The following is a 17,842-nucleotide window of genomic DNA, read 5'->3' as shown; positions in this document are numbered from 1 at the left end:
TTTATAGATTTCTTCTTGTATTTGAACGCGACGCAGTTCTATTACTCCTACCCCTATTTGCATTATTTTCTTGATGATAACTACGAATATTATCGTCATTATAATTGCGAATACGCTCATACCTAGCTCTGTTTAAATTGATATTTCGGTATCTAACCGGAAGTACATTGCGCCTAACCCAAACACCACCATCTAAATAAATATAAGTTCTGGCAGTGAGATCGTAATAAAAACTGTATTCAGGAAAATATACATACCTAACAACCTCCAATCTATTTGGATAGAACCACGGCGGTGGTGGCTCTCCTATTCTAGTTGATAATACCACGGGGCCACAACTGGCCAAGAATAGTAAGATCAAGAAGATTATAAATATCATCAATGATTTGTTCTCTTGGTTGCTATCCATCACTTTGAATTTTATACAACAAAAGAAGCCGAATATGCAGAGGTTGTAAATGACCTGAATCATTTTATGACCAATTCTATTGAAATAGTTTTGAGCCTATAATAAGTTAGAGAGCAATATTCAATAAGGAATGAAAAATTCGAATAATACAGAAGATAAGAATCAACATTTCATAAATAGAAATACGAAAGCACCATATGGTGACTATGGCTATAGCTGGTTCTTCATCATATTGTTTATACTAATGATCGTTTTTTATATAACGGCCTCAAGCACCAATAAAACTAGAGAAATAGGATGGTCAACATTTGAGCAAGAAATTTTGGCAGAACATGATGTAGCTAAGATTGTGGTCATCAATAAAGAGGTTGCAGATATTTACATTAAACCAGAGCTTTTTGAAAAAGAAAAATATAAATGGGTTACAGATGGATTTTTTAATAATAAAATAGGTCCGCACTTTAGAATGTACATAGGGTCTGTAGAAACTTTTGAAGGCAAATTACAAAAGGCCCAGCAAGATTTTTCTAAAGAAGAGCTTATAGATGTACAATATAAAAGCCAAACTTCTTGGACAAATATACTAGCATGGTTATTGCCACTTGTCTTCATTATATTTTTCTGGATTTATCTACTAAGAAGACTAGGAAGTGGAAGTCCTACAGGAGGAACATTATTTAACTTTGGAAAATCTACTGCCAAGTTAACAGAGAAAGACACCAAAAGTAGTTTTACCTTTAATGACATAGCCGGTCTTAAAGAGGCTAAAGCCGAAGTTATGGAGGTGGTAGATTTTCTAAAGAACCCAGAAAGGTATACCAAGCTGGGTGCTAAAATTCCAAAAGGGGTAATGCTAGTTGGCCCTCCTGGAACAGGAAAAACATTAATGGCCAAAGCAGTGGCAGGTGAAGCTCAGGTGCCTTTTTTCTCCATTTCTGGTTCTGAGTTTGTAGAAATGTTCGTAGGGGTCGGTGCTTCACGTGTTCGCGACCTGTTTAAAAAGGCAAAGGAAAAAGCCCCAAGCATTGTTTTTATCGACGAAATTGATGCCGTTGGCCGTTCTCGTGGAAAAATAAATGCCTTTCAAGCAAATGACGAAAGAGAAAGTACCTTAAATCAATTGCTTACAGAACTTGATGGTTTTGGAAAAAACACTGGAGTTATCGTATTGGCGGCAACTAATCGCCCCGATGTTTTAGACAAGGCACTTTTACGACCCGGCCGCTTTGATCGCCATATTTATTTGGAACTACCAACAAAAGAAGAACGAGAAGAAATTTTTGGTGTACATCTACGCCCTTTAAAACTATCAAAAAATGTTGATAGTTCATTACTTGCCAAACTGAGCCCTGGTTTTTCTGGTGCTGATATTGCCAATATCTGCAATGAAGCAGCCTTAATTGCAGCCAGAAAGAACAAAAAGGAAGTAGAACATGCAGATTTTATGGAAGCTAGAGATCGTGTAATTGGAGGATTAGAGCGAAAAAGCAAGATTATTTCGGCCAAAGAAAAAGAAATAGTAGCCTATCACGAAGCAGGTCATGCCGTTGCTAGTTGGTATTTAAAGCATGTAGATTCTTTGTTTAAGGTTTCTATAATACCACGAGGAAAATCTTTAGGCGCTGCATGGTATTTACCCGAAGAGCGCCAAATAGTAACCAAAGCACAATTCATGGATCAAATTTGTGCATCGTTGGGCGGGCGAGTTGCAGAAGAAATCATTTTTGACGAAATATCTACAGGTGCTTTAGACGATCTAGAAAAAGTAACCAAGCAAGCCTATGCAATGGTTGCCTATTATGGTTTGGATAAAGAAATAGGACCCATTAGTTTTTACGATTCTAAAGGTCAAAATGAACAAATGTTAACCAAACCATATAGTGAAGAAATGGCGAAACTTATAGATAAAGAAGTACAAGCATTAATTATTACCGCCTACGAGAGAACAAAAAACCTATTAGTAAAGCATAGAGATAAACTTGAAAAACTAGCCCAACTCTTATTAGAACAAGAAGTAGTAGAAAAAGATAGTTTGGAACATTTGCTTGGCAAACGAGAATTAAAAGAATTAGTTGCAAAACAACAATATCAAAAAGAATTATAAAAATATTAAAATCAACAAACGAACTAGAAAACTAATTTAATTACTAATGATATGAAAACAATAAACGAAGTACTAAGCAATGAAGATTTACATTTTGAACACAAACAATGGCATAGTGAACTTGCTTTTTGGGAAGATGAGTTAAAATCTTTCAAGAATAGATTAAGCGAATTAATTAAACGTTGGACAAAAAAGGAAGTTTTGGCCCAGTTAGAACATTACCAAAATGAATTTATGCTTCATGAAGGCATAATCGATAAACTTCAAGAAACTATAGAAAAGCATGAAACCCGTATTGCAGGTCAGTCAAAAACAAGTCAAGAATCAATGGACACTTTGCTAACAAAAAAACATATAGAATTTAGAAATCAGATGGAAACCCAACGACAAATCTATGCTGATCTGAAAAAAGAATTTTTTAAATTTCTTTCAAAATATATGTAATAGAAGACTGTTAACCTTGTAATAAATAGGTTAATCAGAAATTTAAAATTGACCTATTTATACTTTTGATAAATGATTTTTATCATTAAACATTTCGCTTTTTACATATACCTTGTAAGTAACCAAAATTGAATCAAGTATGTGCTTTTGCTTATATTTGGTAACCTTCAATAAAGGTATAGTTAAAGAGATTATGGCCAAGAAAAATGCAATCATTCCAAAGATTAGTAAAACAAATGCTCCGTTAAAAAAGAGTATTAATGAAAATTTAGGTAACAATTTTTAATTGTTGGCATGGGTACGTCGGCTAGTGGCCTAAAGACTTTCAAGGAACAGGTTTGGGTTTAAGTATTGTAAAAAGATATGTAGAACTCCTAGGTGTTAGTATTTGAATATGTGAGCGCCTTAAATAAGGGCTGTTCGTTTAAAGTACAATAACCAGAAAGAAATCCACCGTTATTGTAATACTCTCATATGTTTAAAGAAACTAATAATATATAAAATTATTCATTTACTGATTTGGAATAGGTTAGTATTATATTAATCAATAATCTCTTTTAAAGGAAAAATTCTTTTGTACTCAGTGCATGATTTAGAAAAGAGCAACCCTTCATTATAAATTCGTTCAAACTCTTTGGCGGTAGGTTTTAAGTAAATTTGAGTACGCACTCTATCTGGTCCATTTAGTAAACCAACCTTTGTAATAGCATCTAATTTTGCTAGATCTTCTGGTATTTCTGCTTTAGAGATGGTCAATAATTCATCTCTTCTTTGAGAAACAACTAAAACTTCCCAAGTATCATTGTTCAATTTAAAATTTAAAACAAGGTGACCTCTAAAGGTTTTTACAAGCTGTTTATCACTTATTGCAAAAATAGTATCGCGTAGTATTATTTGAGAAGTTATGGTATCGCCTTTTTTAGTAACGGGAAAGTAACCTTCCCAATCATTAACATGTAGTTGCTCATTTACCAAATCCAAATCAGGGTCTATCTCTATTTCTTGCAGTGTTGTTTTAATCAAAAACTCCTTACGCCTTACAAAAGCTTTATCATCCACGTATAAAGTAGCACTGTCTACATTGCACCAGTAAATACCCCTATAAATATCAGGAATTTTTATAAGAGGATCAACGGTAGCCGGTTGTGGATCGCCAAATACTACTGAAGGCTGACAAGAACCTAAAATCATTATTACAAAAATGATACCCAGACTATAATTTAACCCCTTTTTCATTTATCGATTTTAAAGTTAAAACGTTGATACGAATAATTTAAAACTAAGGAGTATTACAAATTATTAAAATGATAAAAATCAGTTTGTAATGACTACTTCATTGCATCAAATAATACAAAAACTCCAATGATAAAATCTATGACCAGTAAAACTATTAGAATAACCAATAATAACTTATCAAATGTAATAGTATCTGGTCTAATTCTTTTAGGTTTCATGATCACTGAATTTTTCATGTTTCTTTTAAAATTCACAATAGTAACATTTTCAAACGATCAAGTATTTTCTTGATATATAGCGGCGCATCATCTAATTTAGATTCGCCGGCAATAGCATCTACATCTTTCATGGTATAATCACCATCTCCAGATGTGGTGAATACGACAATGTTATTGTTTTCATTTCCATACTTTTCAATGAAAGATTGCACACTTACTGGTGGTTTCCAATTTTCCCAGGTATGTATTATAACCAGCGCATTAAAATCATTTGGATCTATAACGTTCAAAGATTCAACGTCGACGACCTTAATATAGACCGAATCATTGTTATAATGATCAATAATACCACTAGTCACTTTATCCTTAAAATCACTTCCTTGGGTGGCAATCAATAATTTCTTATCCAAGGTTGGTGAATTAACGGTGTAAGGGGCCACAATATCCATAGAATATTTATATTGGTACCAAACAAGGAATAAAAAGAAAACAACCATTACAGCTAAAATTCGAAATAGAATTTTTTTAAAACGTTTCATATTTTAGTTTTTAGATTAATGTTTATTTTAATAAGGTCTTCTACACCTTTAGGTCTTTACAATTTTAATTTGCTAAATTAAAATGGAAAGCTCAAATAAGATCTGAACACTTTAAGGACAAATAAAATTTTACCGTATGCTAATGGTAAATCGCTAGTTTCAGAAAAGAGTGCATAACTACTGGTTTATAAGAAAAATACCTAACCTCTAATAATTGTTGAAAGTTCTTCGCTATCCATTATATATTCGGTTAGTTTAAAAGTCTCATTTCTGTTTAATCTAAAAAATGAAACAAAGCTGATTATTTCCTCTTCCAAATGTTCATGCTCCATGACTATTACACCTGCATCTTTTCTATTGGGATCTTCCACTAAAAGACCTAACCTATTTCTATGCTTACCTACTTTCTCAAGTAAATCATGAACCATAGTATTAGTTTCTTGTAAGCCTGTTTTTAACTCTTTAATCATTTGTAAGTTTTCTGGCTTTGTAAGCCAAATGAAATATTTGTCTATTAGATGATTTAAAAACTTAAGATCATCCCTATAAAACTCAAGATCTGAAACCCAGTGATTGGTCAATACATAAAGCTCGTCCCATGGGCCATTATCTAAAAACTTTAAATCATTACTATAATTTAAATTCTTCATAATCAACAATTTTATCCCTGTAATGTAAATCTATAAGAGTATCACCCTTAAACAAATGATCTAAATCATTACTATAAAAAACCGGTTATGACCTTCATCATTTTTTTTAAAAAGCGACAAGCTTAGTTTCATAACTACAAACAAAAAACTATTGTCATGAAGACTATCCTATACGCTACCGATTATTCAGAAAATTCTGTTTTGGCATTAAAGTTTGCACATATTTTAGCTAAAAAATTCAATGCTAAATTAATTATCATGCACGTTTTTGAAATACCTATAACACTTGCCAGTACCGTAACTTTAACCTACTTGAAAAAAGAAAAAAAACATTATGTAAAAAATCGCAAGATGTTAAAAGACTTTTTTGCACAACATATAGACGAACCGGTTAAGAACCAAAATATAAATTTTGTTGTTGATGAAGAAAATTCGGTTACCAACAGTATTTTGGAAAAAGCCATTAAATTTAGTGTAGACCTAATCTGTGTTGGAGCAAAGGGAACAAACGCCGTTAAAGAATTTCTATTGGGAAACACAGCTATTTCACTTCTAAAAAAATCTCCTTGTACATTAATGATCGTACCTCAACGAGATGAAAACACACAGTTAAATAAAATGATTTATGCGACAGATTTTGAGTCCGCAGATGTTTTTGCTATTAATAAATTGGCGAAGATTGCTAAAAAATTTGATGCACAAATTAGGGTTGTACATATAACTACAGGAAAGAAATACGAAATAGAGGCCAAAATGGAATGGTTTAAAGAAAACGTAAGAGCAAAAGTAAACTATGCTAAAATAGAATTTGACCTAATTTTTTCAGAAAATATTTTGGAAGACTTGCTATGGTACCTTGAAAATAACAGCGCTGATATTTTAGCTATGTTAGAGAGAAAAAATTCTACTTTTTATGAAAAACACTTTCAATTAGACAAGGTAAAACAAATGGCAAAGAGTAGCACTGTACCTTTGATCAGTTTTAATATTGGAGGACTTTAAAATTGTCTTTACCTTACCTCCTACTCCAGTAATAATTTCTTGATATTGGTTATTTAACTGAGTTATTTCGTCTTCTTTTACTCCAGCAATCAATGTATTCTGCTTTATTATTTTTTCTCGATTTAGCCATGATAACCAAGTACTGAATACAGGAAGATAACGTAAAGTAAAATTGGCAAATAGCCCAAACCGATCAGGGTTATTCTATTTTCCTTTTTTCGATCATTTTAAGGACACTCCTAGCTACCGATTCTGCAGTGGCCAATTGCAAATTGTTACGTTTTGATAAATACACGAGCGAACCATCAACGTCTAATTTTTTTTTTACGAATCGTTATGAGTAAAACCCATAAAGGCAATACCTATTTATACAGGAAGCAAGTAATTTAAATTGTCTAGCTTCTATTTCCCTACCATTGGGCAGTCGATGTTTATAAATTTTATAATTGTTTCTTTTTTCGGGATGCTTTTCTTTAAGGTATTCGTCAAAATAATTGATTACACTAATATCTGGTCGCACTTCTTTACCATTCAACGCCCTACTTGGCAGGGTATAACCTTCGTGTTCAAATCGACCATATAAACGAATAAACAATTCGCTCAACACAGAAAAATATCCCTTATCTACCCTATTCCAATTATCGTTAAAACGAATAACAAAGTTTGGTATTTCTAGACGTTTTGTGGTATAATATCCTTGAATTCTAAGTAAGGGTAATATATGGTTGGTTATCCATTTTATACATTTAAGCGTATTTTGGGTATCACTTCTTAAAATCAACGCGTACAACCCACTTTCAGAAATTAAGTTCATTGATTTCAAGCTACCATCCCTATAAATTACGGTGAAATTTCGTTCATCTTCATCTAAAATTTCTAACACCTTAACTAGATCGTTAATGGCCAACATTTGAGTAACATCATCGGCTATAAACCAAATTTGATTTTCAATTTCCACAGACGCCAGTTGTTGAAAGTTATTTAGTTCATCTTGCTGTAAACTATTATCTAACATAACATATTTTATATGTACCCCACTTAGTTACGTTCAATATTACAGCGCTACCATGATGCAAATCAGTAGAAACTATGCCAATTTCAACATCTTCTATTTTAAAAATTCCTGAAATATGTAATAGAATTCATACCACTGCGGTGGTATAAGGCGGAGATGTTTAATACCTATAGATCCAATAAAAAATCAGGACAATACACAGGTATAATAAAAAAAATAAAAAGTAAAAAAAGAATAGCCCAAAGTGACCACATTAATATAGGGTAAACAATAATATTCCCTTTTGTATCGGGTCTAATAGAATGTGCTATAAGTCCGTGAATTCCTAAACTAAATATTAAAAAAGTGATACTTGATGCTACTATTAAAAAGACATTAGAGTGGTCGTCTTTTAAAGTGACCAAATAAATTGCCATTAGTACGGCAAATGCTATAATTAATCTAAATATTCGTCTAGACATAAGTAATTATTTAAACGATTCAATTAATAATAGAGCGTTTGATGATTATATTCGTTAAAACTTAATAAGGGAATTTTACCATATGATTCCATCTTTTTAACAAGGTCTTTATGAAACCATTTTTTTCTTAAACCTTTCTTTTCTCTTTCAAGCATAACTACCATATCTGCACTAACATCACCTAAATAAATGCGAAGTGCATCAAAAATATCATCTGATAATATCAGTTTAAAGATTATATCCTTATAGCTAACTTTTTCTTTAAGTGCATCTTTGAACCACTCCATCTGCATATCCCCTTTGTATTCATTTTGGGTAGAAATATGTGTTACATGTATTTTTGCTTGCAAAGGTTTGGCAATCTCAACAAGTTTCTTGATAGTATGAATATCTTCTTCTTCATAATCTGTAGCATAAACAATTGTTTCAATCTGTCTATAACCAACAATAGTAGGTACTGTCAATACTGGACACGGTGCTTCTTCAATAAGTTGTTTGGCAGTGCTTCCAACTATTATTTCACGAATACCACTACCACCTTTCATACCGACTAAAATTAAATCTGCATGCCATTCGGCAGCACTTGAGAAAATACCTTGTATTACAGATTTATTTTCTTTTATCGCTAATTGAATATTAAATGAATTCCAATCATTGCCTAAATGTTCCGTGCAAAATTTCTTCAATTTTTCATGGTGCATTCTAAAATTATCCTTTTCTAAATTCGGAAAAGGTTCTGAAAGTGACTTAGAACCTAAGACCGTAGGATAATCAAACACATGTAATATTACTAAACGAGTACCTAGTTTTGTATTTAAGTAATGAGCATATTTCAAAGCTTCAACAGAATTCTTTGAATAATCGGTGGCGTATACTATTGTTTTCAATTTGCGTGTCTTTATGGTATGAAAACAAAATTATTATCATACAATATTCTATCAAATGACCTCTGTCATGTGCTTTAATTAAATCTCGGAATATATTTATATTTTCATTTCAACAATATTGACTATGAACGACTTAAGCAATGTACTCGAAGAAATTACTCAGCTTATCAACACTATAGAAACCAGCTACCCCGAGCTTTATCGGTTTCTAGATGAAAACCCGATAACGATACCTTCAAATGACCATCCACATATTGATCAAGTAATTATGCAAGAGTATTTAGAGAGTTTAAAACAATTATTGAAACATTATTTAGAAACCCATAAAAATTAAGTTTAAACTTTTAATAGAATACCATTTTCTAGTTAACAAATTTGTAATTGCACTGATTTAATTATTTCATCCTTTTCTAGTTCTTTCTAAATTTAATATTCGGTTCATATGCCTTGTCGTCATTAAGCCCAAATTATAGCAATCAAAACCAAAATCAAACTCATGGTACTTGTGTTAAAACCTATAACTGCACTATTAATTAGAATTATATTCTGGTGCTATTGGCATGGGTACTTTGGCCTAGAATAAGGCTTATTCCATTGTGGGCAAAGAGTTCACAGTGCATAAAACGCAAGTTACAAGATAATGCGCATAATTTATTTTTGATTGTGAGTACAAACCTAAAAGTTGTGGTTTACCTATCATTTCGGGCAAAATAAATCTAAAAACAAATAAAGCTGCCAAAATTATAGTACAGTTACAATCTATAGGTCTAATAGTAATAAAAGAAGTTCAAATTAGGCTAACTATGGCTAACGAACCCAACGCCCTTAAAAGAATAAGAATACATTATTTATAAAAAAAGGACCTGGCTGATGAAACTGTAATTTGTAATGTAGAATAGCACCATGGGGAAGACTCTCAAGAACACCTATTGTCATTATAAGAAGTCGATCTTTTGGCCGTAACTTTAGGCAACCCCGTTTTTAATCCACGTGGCGACCCTATACCAACTATTATCGGGAGAGTTAACAACATACCATGGGCAATCATTAAGTTTACTGAAAAAGGGAGGTATTGCCAGAATTACACATTTGTAAGATGAAACGTCTACCATGTATGCCCAACTAGTCGCTTTTGACCTTTAAGTTTATATTATTAAGATCTTGGTTACGTGCCCTGGATAGCTCTTTTTTAGAAAAGCTGGAATATATGGCAAACAAGCCTAAAAAATTAAGCATGAGGCTTGGCTGTAATGCTGCCAGGGTGGTCGCAACAAGGATTATTCATAGTCCTGGAGAGCAATTAATATCCATTATTACCAGTACCTTTTCGTTATGTAATGGCATGTGGCCAACTCAAATATTAACAGCAACAATATTTATCGTTGGTTTGGTTCCGTATCATTGGGCAGGATTGGCATCTGTAGGAGCGGTAGTTAGTATTGCTATATTAGGTAATGTTTACAGTCTTTTAGTACCAAAGGGTTTAAGCAAATCTATTTTAAGTAGCCAGATATCCTCTTAGCTTAGAATTACCTCCTTATAAACCTCCTCAAATATTAAAGACATTGTATACGTCTTTAATAGATAGAACAATTTATATTCTTTGGCGTGATATTGTTTTTACCTTTCCGGCAGGCAATATTACTTGGTTAACAGATAACATCTATATAAGTGAATTAAGCTATGCTGAATATTTTATTGATTAGGTAAATCCGTTTGCCTTTAGTTTGGTCTTAGCGGGATAATATTGCTTGCTTACATCATTGCCATACCTGCTATTGAAATTGTAATTCCTGCAATACTAATATTAACCGTAATAAATTCAAGTTTAACTGGTATTGGCAATGGTGACGGTTTTATGTTTGAACTTGATTCTGTAACAGATACAATAATAATATTAATCGTTGGTGGCTGGACATTTTTTACAGCAATTAATTTAAAGCTGTTCAGCCTTCTGCACAACCCCTGTTCAACTAAAGTCTATACCATTTAAAAGAAAACAACAGCATGATCTACCACTATTTCTGCATTGTTACCGCTGACCCTAGATTTTATCGTTTGCTTTTTTGCAAATCAACCTTGGTTGTTTTATAGCATTTACGTAAAGGCATTCAACTCGAACTTTTTTAAAAGAGGTCAAAAAGTAGAAAAATCTACCATTTAAATTTTGAAATAGAGATGGCTGATACAGATCATTTCATACTAAGTTAGAATTTATATCCTTTAAGCTTGAACAAACAGTTTAAAGCAATCATTATGAAAACATTACTACTTTTTTCAACGCTACTCATTTCAATCACGGCATATGGTCAGCAAGCAAAGAATAGAGACATCAACATCACCGAACATCAAAAAGATGATTTCTACATGGCCGGGGAAAATATAGATGTCAATGCAATTATAGATGGAGATCTGGTATTGGCTGGCAGTAAGATTACGGTAAAAGATACTGTTCAACAAGATCTAATTATTGCTGGTGGCGAAATCATGGTCATAGGTTTTATTAAGGATGATATTAGGGCAGCAGGAGGAAAATTGACTATTGATGCCGAAGTAGGCGATGACATCATAATAGCTGGTGGTGAAGTTCTAATTACCGAAAACGCAATCATTCATGGTAATCTGATTAATTTTTCGGGTGATATTGAAATGAACGGCCAAATTTTAGGAAATATAAAATCGCACTCCGGAGAAATAAAAATAAACGGAACTGTTGAAAAAGAAGCCGAGATAAATGCTGAAAAAATTTATATAGACGGAATAATTAATGGAACTTCTAAACTTGCAGCAGAGTCAATAACCATTGGTAAAAATGCCATCTTCAACAACAATGTCAATTATTGGTCTGAAGAAGGTAGTTTAGATTTTAAAAATTCACTGGATGGTGTAAACGCCAGTTTTGATGAATCGCTTAAAGGTGACCAAAAAGATTTTACAATGAAAAGTTTTGGTATTGCCGCCCTTGGATTTTGGATTTTCTATCTCTTATCAGCATTCTTGGTTATATTAATTATAAATTGGGCATTCGGTAATTATCTCCATACGATCTCTGCCAATTTAGACACAAATATTTTACGAAATTTAGGCTATGGTGCCATTTATATATTTGGCATACCCCTTGTCATATTATTTCTATTCTTAATAATCATCGGTATTCCTATTGCTATGTTTTTAGGTGGTTTTTACTTGTTCAGTTTACTATTTGGCCATTTGGTTACCGCATTGTTATGTACCTACTTCTTTGAAACTAAAGGGTCTAAAAATTGGGGTATGTGGACCAAGGCATTTATAACTTTGGGCATAGCTGCAGCAATTCGTTTAATGACCTTCATACCTTTCTTAGGGCCCTTGTTGGCATTCATTGTTATAGCAATTGGTTATGGACTTATCGTGTATACCTTATTTCAAAAAAAGAAAGCGCCAAAATTTGAATAAAAATTGAACTATTCTCATTTTTTAGTTTCGAGAATAGGTGTGTGAAAAAGCATTAATTCCTAATGCTCAAAACAATAATTATGGAGAATCAACATATATTAACCCTATGTAATAAAAACATCGAAATTATGTATGTATTAAACTAGGTAAAAAGAAGTTTGGATAAATTATATGACCGGTCTAAACGTAATTGCCGTCAATGATATGGTGATTAATTTTTAGTGCAACAATTAGAGACTTTAAATTGGTTATCAACAGTAACCTGAAGCTTCTCATAATTTTCATAGCACTTAAAGACTACAGTTCACTCTCATAATTAAAAACAATTGAGCTATTAAAAGGGTGTAATGATTCTTTATCATTAATTAAAACAATGCCATTTTCTGGAATAGATTTTAATTTATTATCAAATACATCAAACCAATTACCAAACAATTGTGCATTGATTTTATTCTCTGTAAGCTCTTCTATATACATTGTACAAAAAATAGTATGATGCTCGTGGGTCAATTCTAATACTTGATTTAAAAATTTCTTAAGTAAGTTTTTACTGTTTAATGCTTCAACCTCTACATGCATTATACAATCTGTATGTCTTGTTGAATCATAAATTTTGCTTTTTAAGGTGTTCGCCATATTCTTTAAACTTTTTTTAAATAACGCCTGTAAACTACTAGCTTCTACCTTAATCCCTATTTTAGGTTTCAAGCTTTCCAAACTACTTATATTCTTTCTAAAATGACGACGGGGCTTCTTTGATACTACTTGAGGTTCCATAACATATTTTTTTGTACATAATTTTTCCTATTGATAAATAAATGAGAGGTTGTTATAAACATGAGATAACATCCTACATGTTTATAACAACGCTCTATATAATTAATTAAAATGCTTCTTGCATTGAAATTTCGAAGGTAACTTTTGTAGTTACCCTATATTGAACAATTTGGTTGTTATCTACCGTTACCTGCATGTCTTGTATGTAGACGGATTTAATATTATTAACCGTTTTTGAGGCTTGCGAGATAACATTTTCAACTGCATTCTCAAAGCTTTCGTTTGAGTTTCCCATAAGTTCAATGACCTTTAATACTGACATAATTTCTATTTTTTAAATTAATACTTTATATATTTTAAAGGAAATTTCCCATTTCATCTACCTTTACCCTTACAACTTTTTCACCATTTTCTAATTTCAATTTGTACTTCTTATTTGCGCCTTTGGCTTCTTGATAATTGACCAAATAAATATCTTTTGTAATTGTCCACCCAGGAAAACGCTCATATACAGATTCTCTCACTGCTTTGGGTAAATTGACATTTTTAAATCGTTCTGCAGTTCGTACTAATTTTCCATCCGCGTCATATGCGGCCAAAATAGTTCCTTCGGGTATAAAAAAATTGATTTGATATAAATCATAATCATCTTGGTAAAACTCTGACTCTTTTACATCGAAAGCCGCTACCTTACGTTGTAATAATTCAACAGGTATAGACACTTCTTTTTTGGTATTCATATCGCTTAAATACTTATAATTGGTGGCAAAAACAGTTACTTCAGAAAGTTCTTCTGTTTTAATTATCTGGGCATAAATTTGACCTGTGAATCCAATTGCTAATAAACCTAATAATACTTTTTTCATGATTTTTAATTTTTAGTTAATACTTAAATGTTTGTGTTTATTTTATTTTTCATAAGATATTATGGGCTAATTTATCTAGGTATGTCAATGATTACAATGATGTGGATCAGTTAAGAAAATTGAAATAAATTAGCTTACCGCCATTGGTTGGAGTTAATATGAATACCATGAGGTGTAATCCCCACAAAAAATAGATTTAAGAATAGCTATTGAATTTTGGTTTTGAAAAAAAATTAAATAAGAGGTAATCGACCTTCTTATTCTCAATTACAGTATACATTTATAGTTTAACTATACCCTTACTGAAATTTGTCAACAAAATTTTCTGAAAAAGAGAAAAGCATGCATATGGTAATGACCTACATCATACCAAATTAAACCTCCTTAAGATAATTTTGGTTTCACATTAAAACCATTGCCCAATGCTTATTAAAAAATTTTCACATATCGGGATTATCGATATTTCTTCAGTAGGCGGAAAAAATGCTTCGCTTGGAGAAATGTACAATCAATTAACTTCAAAAGGTGTAGGTATACCCAATGGTTTTGCAACCACATCTTCTGCTTATTGGAAATTTTTAAAAGAAAATAATATTCAAGAGGCTTTGGAAAATATCATATCTGGCCTTGATCGATTAGAATATTCCAATTTGGCACTAATAGGAGACCGTGCAAGAAACCTAATTCTTAAAAGTGAATTTTCAAAAGCATTAACAGAATCTATCTTAAAGGCCTACAACGATTTATGCGGTGATACTAATATGGCCGTAGCCGTTAGAAGTAGCGCTACCGCAGAAGACTTGCCAGATGCCAGTTTTGCAGGTCAACATGATACTTTTTTAAATATTAAAGGGAAGGATCCATTGCTACAAGCAGTAAAAAAATGCTTTGCTTCATTGTATACAGATAGAGCTATTAAATATCGAGAAGACAAAGGCTTTATACATAAAGACATAGCCCTTTCTGTTGGGGTACAATTAATGGTCCGTTCAGACAAAGGTTGTTCTGGAGTTGGGTTTACTATTGAACCAGAATCAGGTTTCGAGAATATAATCTTACTTTCCGGTGTTTGGGGTCTGGGCGAGAACATTGTTCAAGGAACAATAAATCCAGATGAGTATTATGTATTCAAGCCTAGTTTGTCGAAAAAAAAGTATCCGATCGTACAAAAAAAATTAGGGGATAAAAAACTAACCATGGTTTATGCCGACGAGGCCGAAAAGGCGACCACCCTAAATGTATCTACACAAAAAGAAAAACAGGAAACCTATGTATTATCAGATGATGAGATTATCACCTTGGGCAATTGGGCGTTGTTGATCGAACAGCATTACAAAAAACCTATGGACATTGAATGGGCAAAAGACGGAATTTCAAATAAACTTTTTATTACCCAAGCACGACCAGAAACCGTTCATCAAAACAAAGACAAACAAATTCATGTTGAATATCAAATACTGGAAAAAGGCGAAATTTATACCCAGGGTAATGCTATTGGGTCAAAAATTAAAGTGGGCAAAGCTATTATTTTAAAGTCACCGAACGAAGCGCCAAGTTTAACTAAGGATACGATTATAATAACCGACACTATAACTCCAGATTGGGATCCATTGCTTAAAAAAGTAGGCGGAATTATCACCAATAAAGGTGGTAGAACTAGCCATGCGGCCATAGTAGCTCGTGAATTGGGCGTACCGGCAATAGTAGGGTGTGGCAATGCAACCGAACAAATTTTAAATAACGAAACTATAACGTTGTCTTGTGCACAAGGAAGAACAGGATATGTCTATAAAGGAAACTTATCTTTTAAAGAGAGAGAAATAGATTTTTCCGGCATAAAGATGCCACTTACCGAGGCTAAATTAATTCTTGCAGACCCAGAAAATGCCTTCAACCTTTCTCACTATCCAAATGACGGTGTAGGGCTACTTAGAATGGAGTTCATAATTACCCATAAAGTTAAAGTACACCCAATGGCATTGGTGAAATTCAACCAGATCAAAAATGCGGGCACTCGAAAAGAAATTGAAAAATTAACTAAAAACTATGCAGACAAACCTGCATATTTCATTGACCAGCTCTCTCAAGGTATTGCTACCATTGCTGCAGCTTTTTACCCAAAAGAGGTCATTGTACGTTTAAGCGATTTTAAGACCAATGAATATGCAAACTTAATAGGAGGTGCCGATTTTGAACCCCACGAAGAAAATCCGATGTTAGGTTTTAGAGGGGCGGCCAGGTATTATAATGAGCTATATAAAGACGGATTTGCGCTAGAATGCGCCGCAATTAAAAAAGTACGTGAAGACATGGGTTTAACCAATTTAAAGGTTATGATACCATTTTGCAGAACTATAGAAGAAGGAAAAAAAGTGGTTACTGTAATGGCTGAAAATGGGCTTAAAAGAAAGGATAATAATTTAAAAATCTATACTATGATAGAAATACCGAGCAATGTTATTCTCGCAAAAGAATTTGCTGAAATATTCGATGGGTTTTCAATTGGTTCTAATGACCTTACCCAACTAACCTTAGGTATAGATAGAGACTCTGAAATAATGGGAAAGCTATTTGATGAAAATGATGTAGCTACCAAAAAAATGATTTCAATGGCTATACAAAGCGCAAAATCAACCCATACAAAAATTGGGTTATGCGGACAGGCGCCAAGTGATTTTCCTGAATTTGCACAATTCTTGGTCGATGAAGGCATAGATAGTATTTCCTTTAATCCAGATGCTTTACTTCAAGGCATTGAAAACATTAACAAGGCAGAGCAAAAACATACCACTAAGAAGGTTACTGAGATTAGCGACTAAACATTCATTTAAAATCACTCTTTTGAGCCGTATACTAACTCTTACCGTAAATCCTGTCATTGATAAAAGTACCACAATATCGAGCTTAATTCCCAATCAAAAATTAAATTGTACCGAACCTATATATTATTCTGGTGGCGGTGGTATTAATGTTTCTCGTGCCATTAAAAATTTGGGTGGCGAATCAACTGCACTATACCTGTCAGGAGGTAGAACTGGCAATCATCTTCAAGAATTATTATCAAAGGATTCTATTGACCAATGTATAATAGATATAAAAGATATTACCCGAGAAAATCTTTCTGTGCATGATTTAAATACTGATTTACAATATCGTTTTGGTCTACCGGGTCCATTTGTACAGAAGCATGAATGGCAAAATAGTTTGGACAAAATCGAAAGCTTATTAAATGAAAATGATTTTTTAGTTGCTAGCGGAAAGTTGACAGCGGGTATTCCCGATAATTATTATAAACTAGTTGGTGACATCGTAAAGCGAAAGAAAGCAAAGTTTGTAGTAGATACAAAGGGTAGAGCTTTACCACATGCCATAACATCTGAAATGTATTTATTTAAGCCCAACCTTAATGAGCTTGCAAGTCTTTATAATGAACAGACCCTATCAACAAAATCATTGAAAGAAGCAACAAAAAAATTTATGTCCACTCATGCTTGCGAAATTATGGTGGTATCATTAGGAAAGCGTGGTGCCTTATTGGTCACATCAAATCTATTTCAATACATAGCTGCACCTATTGTTGATGAAAAAAATACTATCGGTGCTGGCGACAGCATGTTAGCTGGTATGCTCATAAAAGCACAAGCAGGTAAAAATGCCAAAGTTATGACCGAATATGGTATTGCTTGTGGCGCAGCAGCCACACTTAAAAGAGGAACTAAACTTTGTCAACTTAAGGATGTAGAGCTCATTTTTAAATGGTTACGACGAAATGTGAAAATTTAGAGTTTGATTTTTTAAT

The 17,842-nt window shown here is 32.8% G+C and carries 23 protein-coding genes; 11 read left to right on the top strand and 12 right to left on the bottom strand.

Going from position 1 to position 17,842, the window contains the following annotated elements:
* Position 1: 1 nt before the first annotated feature.
* Positions 2-409 carry a hypothetical protein gene (locus Q2T41_RS14805; RefSeq protein ID WP_304436708.1) on the bottom strand — a complete coding sequence of 136 codons (408 nt, stop codon included), beginning with the start codon at positions 407-409 and terminating at the stop codon, positions 2-4.
* Positions 410-539: 130 nt separating this feature from the next.
* Between Q2T41_RS14805 and ftsH the strand changes: the two genes are divergently transcribed.
* The 3 genes from ftsH (at position 540) to Q2T41_RS14790 (ending at position 3,243) form a co-directional block, all read left to right on the top strand.
* Positions 540-2,513 carry an ATP-dependent zinc metalloprotease FtsH gene (gene ftsH, locus Q2T41_RS14800; protein WP_304436707.1) on the top strand — a complete coding sequence of 658 codons (1,974 nt, stop codon included), beginning with the start codon at positions 540-542 and terminating at the stop codon, positions 2,511-2,513.
* 51 nt (positions 2,514-2,564) lie between these two features.
* Positions 2,565-2,957 carry a hypothetical protein gene (locus Q2T41_RS14795; protein ID WP_304436706.1) on the top strand — a complete coding sequence of 131 codons (393 nt, stop codon included), beginning with the start codon at positions 2,565-2,567 and terminating at the stop codon, positions 2,955-2,957.
* A 139-nt stretch (positions 2,958-3,096) separates the two neighbouring features.
* Complete coding sequence (locus tag Q2T41_RS14790; protein WP_304436705.1) at positions 3,097-3,243, top strand: hypothetical protein; 147 nt, start codon at positions 3,097-3,099, stop codon at positions 3,241-3,243.
* Between the two features lie 254 nt (positions 3,244-3,497).
* Here the strand turns inward: Q2T41_RS14790 and Q2T41_RS14785 are convergent, their stop codons facing one another.
* The 4 genes from Q2T41_RS14785 to Q2T41_RS14770 all read right to left on the bottom strand — a co-directional run bounded on the left by Q2T41_RS14785 (position 3,498) and on the right by Q2T41_RS14770 (position 5,600).
* Positions 3,498-4,193, bottom strand: a complete 696-nt coding sequence (locus Q2T41_RS14785; protein WP_304436704.1) for a hypothetical protein — start codon at positions 4,191-4,193, stop codon at positions 3,498-3,500.
* Between the two features lie 92 nt (positions 4,194-4,285).
* Positions 4,286-4,411: a hypothetical protein gene (locus Q2T41_RS14780; protein WP_304436703.1), complete on the bottom strand. Its 126-nt coding sequence runs from the start codon at positions 4,409-4,411 to the stop codon at positions 4,286-4,288.
* Between the two features lie 32 nt (positions 4,412-4,443).
* On the bottom strand, positions 4,444-4,950 hold the full coding sequence (locus Q2T41_RS14775; protein WP_304436702.1) for a hypothetical protein: 507 nt from the start codon (positions 4,948-4,950) through the stop codon (positions 4,444-4,446).
* A gap of 200 nt (positions 4,951-5,150) precedes the next feature.
* Entirely contained in the window at positions 5,151-5,600 is a 450-nt protein-coding gene (locus Q2T41_RS14770; protein ID WP_304436701.1) for a hypothetical protein, read from the bottom strand.
* Between the two features lie 156 nt (positions 5,601-5,756).
* Here Q2T41_RS14770 and Q2T41_RS14765 point away from each other — a divergent pair, with 156 nt between their 5' ends.
* Positions 5,757-6,602: a universal stress protein gene (locus tag Q2T41_RS14765; RefSeq protein WP_304436700.1), complete on the top strand. Its 846-nt coding sequence runs from the start codon at positions 5,757-5,759 to the stop codon at positions 6,600-6,602.
* A gap of 334 nt (positions 6,603-6,936) precedes the next feature.
* On the opposite strand, the gene Q2T41_RS14760 is transcribed toward Q2T41_RS14765, so the two are convergent.
* The 3 genes from Q2T41_RS14760 to Q2T41_RS14750 all read right to left on the bottom strand — a co-directional run bounded on the left by Q2T41_RS14760 (position 6,937) and on the right by Q2T41_RS14750 (position 8,965).
* Positions 6,937-7,617 (bottom strand): BRO-N domain-containing protein, encoded by a 681-nt coding sequence (locus Q2T41_RS14760; protein ID WP_304436699.1) that lies wholly within the window; start codon positions 7,615-7,617, stop codon positions 6,937-6,939.
* A gap of 167 nt (positions 7,618-7,784) precedes the next feature.
* Entirely contained in the window at positions 7,785-8,078 is a 294-nt protein-coding gene (locus tag Q2T41_RS14755) for a hypothetical protein (protein ID WP_304436698.1), read from the bottom strand.
* 23 nt (positions 8,079-8,101) lie between these two features.
* Positions 8,102-8,965, bottom strand: a complete 864-nt coding sequence (locus Q2T41_RS14750; RefSeq protein ID WP_304436697.1) for a universal stress protein — start codon at positions 8,963-8,965, stop codon at positions 8,102-8,104.
* Between the two features lie 124 nt (positions 8,966-9,089).
* On the opposite strand from Q2T41_RS14750, the gene Q2T41_RS14745 reads away from it, so the two are divergent.
* Positions 9,090-9,299, top strand: coding sequence for a hypothetical protein (locus Q2T41_RS14745; protein WP_304436696.1), 210 nt, complete (start codon positions 9,090-9,092; stop codon positions 9,297-9,299).
* A 631-nt stretch (positions 9,300-9,930) separates the two neighbouring features.
* Here Q2T41_RS14745 and Q2T41_RS14740 read toward each other — a convergent pair.
* The gene (locus tag Q2T41_RS14740; protein ID WP_304436695.1) at positions 9,931-10,077 is read right to left on the bottom strand and encodes a hypothetical protein; all 147 of its coding nucleotides are present in this window, start codon (positions 10,075-10,077) and stop codon (positions 9,931-9,933) included.
* 20 nt (positions 10,078-10,097) lie between these two features.
* Here Q2T41_RS14740 and Q2T41_RS14735 point away from each other — a divergent pair, with 20 nt between their 5' ends.
* From Q2T41_RS14735 to Q2T41_RS14720, 4 genes are all read left to right on the top strand, one after another.
* Entirely contained in the window at positions 10,098-10,487 is a 390-nt protein-coding gene (locus Q2T41_RS14735; RefSeq protein ID WP_304436694.1) for a hypothetical protein, read from the top strand.
* Between the two features lie 43 nt (positions 10,488-10,530).
* On the top strand, positions 10,531-10,671 hold the full coding sequence (locus Q2T41_RS14730; protein WP_304436693.1) for a hypothetical protein: 141 nt from the start codon (positions 10,531-10,533) through the stop codon (positions 10,669-10,671).
* Positions 10,672-10,712: 41 nt separating this feature from the next.
* On the top strand, positions 10,713-10,958 hold the full coding sequence (locus tag Q2T41_RS14725; protein WP_304436692.1) for a hypothetical protein: 246 nt from the start codon (positions 10,713-10,715) through the stop codon (positions 10,956-10,958).
* Between the two features lie 263 nt (positions 10,959-11,221).
* Positions 11,222-12,400 (top strand): bactofilin family protein, encoded by a 1,179-nt coding sequence (locus tag Q2T41_RS14720; RefSeq protein ID WP_304436691.1) that lies wholly within the window; start codon positions 11,222-11,224, stop codon positions 12,398-12,400.
* A 297-nt stretch (positions 12,401-12,697) separates the two neighbouring features.
* On the opposite strand, the gene Q2T41_RS14715 is transcribed toward Q2T41_RS14720, so the two are convergent.
* From Q2T41_RS14715 to Q2T41_RS14705, 3 genes are all read right to left on the bottom strand, one after another.
* A complete protein-coding gene (locus Q2T41_RS14715; RefSeq protein ID WP_304436690.1) occupies positions 12,698-13,177 on the bottom strand; it encodes an archease in 480 nt (159 codons plus the stop codon).
* 106 nt (positions 13,178-13,283) lie between these two features.
* Positions 13,284-13,499, bottom strand: a complete 216-nt coding sequence (locus Q2T41_RS14710; RefSeq protein ID WP_304436689.1) for a dodecin family protein — start codon at positions 13,497-13,499, stop codon at positions 13,284-13,286.
* Positions 13,500-13,533: 34 nt separating this feature from the next.
* Positions 13,534-14,043 carry a nicotinate-nucleotide adenylyltransferase gene (locus Q2T41_RS14705; RefSeq protein WP_304436688.1) on the bottom strand — a complete coding sequence of 170 codons (510 nt, stop codon included), beginning with the start codon at positions 14,041-14,043 and terminating at the stop codon, positions 13,534-13,536.
* Positions 14,044-14,465: 422 nt separating this feature from the next.
* Between Q2T41_RS14705 and ppsA the strand changes: the two genes are divergently transcribed.
* Positions 14,466-16,862, top strand: coding sequence for a phosphoenolpyruvate synthase (gene ppsA / locus Q2T41_RS14700; RefSeq protein ID WP_304436687.1), 2,397 nt, complete (start codon positions 14,466-14,468; stop codon positions 16,860-16,862).
* On the top strand, positions 16,798-17,826 hold the full coding sequence (locus tag Q2T41_RS14695) for a 1-phosphofructokinase family hexose kinase (protein WP_304436686.1): 1,029 nt from the start codon (positions 16,798-16,800) through the stop codon (positions 17,824-17,826). Before ppsA ends, Q2T41_RS14695 begins: the two co-directional genes overlap by 65 nt.
* Positions 17,827-17,842: the final 16 nt, after the last annotated feature.

The sequence above is a fragment of the Maribacter confluentis genome (genome assembly GCF_030505015.1).
Taxonomy (GTDB): Bacteria; Bacteroidota; Bacteroidia; order Flavobacteriales; family Flavobacteriaceae; genus Maribacter; species Maribacter sedimenticola.
Note: the sequence above shows the minus strand (reverse complement) of the source record. Positions and strands in the feature narration are given on the sequence as shown.